Source organism: Pseudomonas sp. CM25, assembly GCF_013179705.1.
Lineage (GTDB): Bacteria > Pseudomonadota > Gammaproteobacteria > Pseudomonadales > Pseudomonadaceae > Aquipseudomonas.
This window is the reverse complement of record NZ_JABMCW010000489.1, coordinates 1-3,056: the sequence shown is the minus strand read 5'-3', so window position 1 is coordinate 3,056 and position 3,056 is coordinate 1. Positions and strand designations below refer to the sequence as shown.

Here is a 3,056-nt window from a genome sequence, read left to right as displayed (position 1 = left end):
CCATTCCAGCGTAGCGGCGACAGCCATGCGCAGGTGGGCGGCATGAACATGCGCCTGGCGCCGGGTTCGGCCCAGGCCAGCAGTGGCCGGTTGTTCTGCCGCCCGGAGGCCATCACGGTGAACCCGTTAGTGCACGAAGAAAACCTGTTTCCGGCCATGGTCCGCGAAATTACCTTTCTCGGTAACCGCTGCCGCATGAGCTTCGAGCTCAAGGCCCTGCCAGGCCATGCCTTGCTGGCCGAGCTGGCCCCGGAGGCCATGCCGCGGCTGGGCTCGCAGGATATCTGGGTGGCGTTGCCACCGCAGAGCCTGCAGGTGTTTGCCTGAGATGGCCGCGCCAATGTCCCTGCCGCATACCCAGGCCAGGCGTGCGCAGCGCAGCGACGTCGCACTGGGTGACCGGCTGTTCGTCGTCGGTGGCAAGAGCGTTCTGCTGGTTCTTCTGCTGCTGGCAGTGGTGATGCCGCTGCTGGCCATTTTCTGGAAAGGCTTCAGTGGTGAAGCTGGCCAGGGCGGTGGCCTGCTGGCGGCGCGGGAGCTGTTCGCCAGTGACAACTTCCGCTGGTTGCTGGGCAACAGCCTGTCGGTGGCGGTCACCGTTGCGGCCATCGTGGTGCCGCTGGCCTACCTGTTCGCCTACGCCCTGCAACGCACGCTGATTCCGGCCAAGGGCCTGTGGCGTGGGATCTCGCTGTTGCCGCTGCTGGCGCCATCGATGCTGCCGGCCATAGCCCTGGTCTACCTGTTCGGCAACCAGGGGCTGCTGCGCGGGTTGCTCAGCGACAACATCTACGGCTTCTGGGGCATCGTGCTGGGCGAGGCTATCTACACCTTCCCGCATGCGCTGATGATCATGCTGTCGGCGCTGTCGCTGGCCGATGCTCGCTTGTTCGACGCGGCTTCCAGCATGGGCGCCGGTTCATGGCGGGCGTTCTCCAGCATCACCTGGCCGGCCACGCGCCAGGCAGTGTTTGCGGCGTTCTGCCTGGTGTTCACGCTGACCATCACCGACTTCGGTGTCCCGGTGGTAGTGGGTGGTGACTATCAGGTGCTTGCCCTGGAGGCCTACAAAGCCGTAGTCGGCCAGCAACAGTTCGGCCGCGGCGCGCTGATCGGCATGGTGTTGCTGGTGCCAGCCCTGTTCAGCTTCAGCGTTGACGCCTGGCTGCGCCGGCGCCAGGGCGAGGCCATGAGCGGCCGCGCCCAAGTGTTCGAGCCCAAGCCGTCGCCCGGCCGCGATGCCTGCTTCCTGGCCATTGTGCTGCTGGTATGCGCGGTCTTGCTGTTGGTGGTCGGCATGGCGGTGTACTCGTCGCTGGTCACCTTCTGGCCTTACAACCTGTCGTTGTCCCTGCGTCATTACATGTTCGAAGACACCGCCGGGGGCGGCTGGCTGGCTTACCGCAACAGCGTGACCATGGCCATCGGTACTGCATTGATCGGCAGCATCCTGATCTTCACCGGTGCCTACCTGATGGAGAAAACCCAGGGTCAACGCCTGCTCAACCTGGCGCTGCGCCTGCTCAGCTTTATCCCCATGGCTGTGCCGGGCCTGGTGCTTGGCCTGGGTTATGTTTTCTTCTTCAACCTCAACGGCAACCCGCTGCATGTGCTGTATGGCGGCATGGGGCTGTTGGTGGTGTGCACCATCGCCCATTACCTGACCACCGCGCAGATGACCGCTGCCACTGCCCTGCGCCAGCTCGACGGCGAGCTCGAGGCGGCGGCGCTGTCGCTGAAAGCGCCGCTGTACAAGCATTTTTTGCGGGTAACAGTACCGATCTGCCTGCCAGCGTTGCTCGACATCATCCGCTACCTGTTCGTCTCGGCGATGACCACCGTGTCGGCAGCGATCTTCCTGTACAGCCCCGACACCATCCTGGCCGCCGTCGCCGTGCTGAACATGGACGACGCGGGCAACGTCGGCGGTGCTGCCGCCATGTCCACCCTGATCCTGCTGACCAGTGCCGGCGCTTCACTGCTGCTGGCCGCAGCCTCGCGCGGCCTGCTGCGCCGCTCCCAAGCCTGGCGCCAACGCGCCGCGACCGTCTGACCTGTAAGGAACCTACCCATGTACCAGCACCTTGCACTTGCCGCTGCCGTTTCCGCCGTGTTCAGCCTGCAGGCAGCGGCCGCCGACACCCAGTTGACCGTCTACACCGCGCTGGAAGCCGAACAACTGAAGAGCTACAAGCAGGCCTTCGAGAAAGCCAACCCCGACATCGAGATCAAGTGGGTGCGCGATTCCACCGGCATCATCACCGCCAAGCTGCTGGCCGAGAAGGGCCGCCCGCAAGCCGATGCGGTGTGGGGCCTGGCGGCGTCCAGCCTGGCCATCCTCGACCAGAATGGCATGCTGGAAGCCTATGCGCCGAAGGACCTGGGCAAGATTGCCCCCAACTACCGCGACGCCGCCAACCCGCCGGCCTGGGTGGGCATGGACGTGTGGGCCGCGACAATCTGCTTCAATACCATCGAGGCCGAGAAGCAGGGGCTGAGCAAACCGGTGAGCTGGCAGGACCTGACCAAGCCCGAGTACAAAGGCAAGATCGTGATGCCGAACCCGGCCTCGTCCGGCACCGGCTTTCTGGATGTGAGCGCCTGGCTGCAGACTTTCGGCGAGCCGCAGGGCTGGGCCTACATGGATGCGCTGCACCAGAACATCGGTCAGTACGTCCACTCCGGCTCCAAGCCTTGCAAGCTGGCAGCGGCGGGCGAGTTCCCGATCGGTATTTCGTTCGAGTACCCGGCCGTGCAGCTCAAACGCCAGGGCGCACCGCTGGACATCGTGCTGCCCAAGGAAGGCCTGGGCTGGGAGATCGAGGCGACTGCCGTGATCAAGGGTTCGCCCAAGGCTGATGCGGCCAGGCGCCTGGCCGACTTCTCGGCCAGCCCGGCAGCCATGGAGCTGTACAAGGACAACTTCGCCGTGCTGGCCGCGCCGGGGATTGCCAAGCCGCAGACCGAGTTGCCGGCAGACTATGAGCAGCGCCTGATCAAGAACGACTTCGCCTGGGCCTCGAAAAACCGTGACCAGATCCTTGCCGAATGGCGCA

General features: G+C 64.9%; 3 protein-coding genes. All 3 read left to right on the top strand.

What is annotated here, in order from left to right:
* On the top strand, positions 1 to 327 hold a 327-nt coding region (locus HP546_RS28325; RefSeq protein ID WP_172232557.1), incomplete at its 5' end, for a TOBE domain-containing protein.
* 1 nt (position 328) lies between these two features.
* Positions 329 to 2,053 carry a putative 2-aminoethylphosphonate ABC transporter permease subunit gene (locus HP546_RS28320; protein WP_172232554.1) on the top strand — a complete coding sequence of 575 codons (1,725 nt, stop codon included), beginning with the start codon at positions 329 to 331 and terminating at the stop codon, positions 2,051 to 2,053.
* Between the two features lie 18 nt (positions 2,054 to 2,071).
* The coding region (locus HP546_RS28315; RefSeq protein WP_172232551.1) for a putative 2-aminoethylphosphonate ABC transporter substrate-binding protein at positions 2,072 to 3,056 on the top strand (985 nt) is incomplete at its 3' end.

Coding starts and splice junctions, on each gene's coding strand:
- HP546_RS28320 (WP_172232554.1), top strand. CDS start 329: ATGGCCGCGCCAATGTCCCTGCCGCATACCCAGGCCAGGCGTGCGCAG.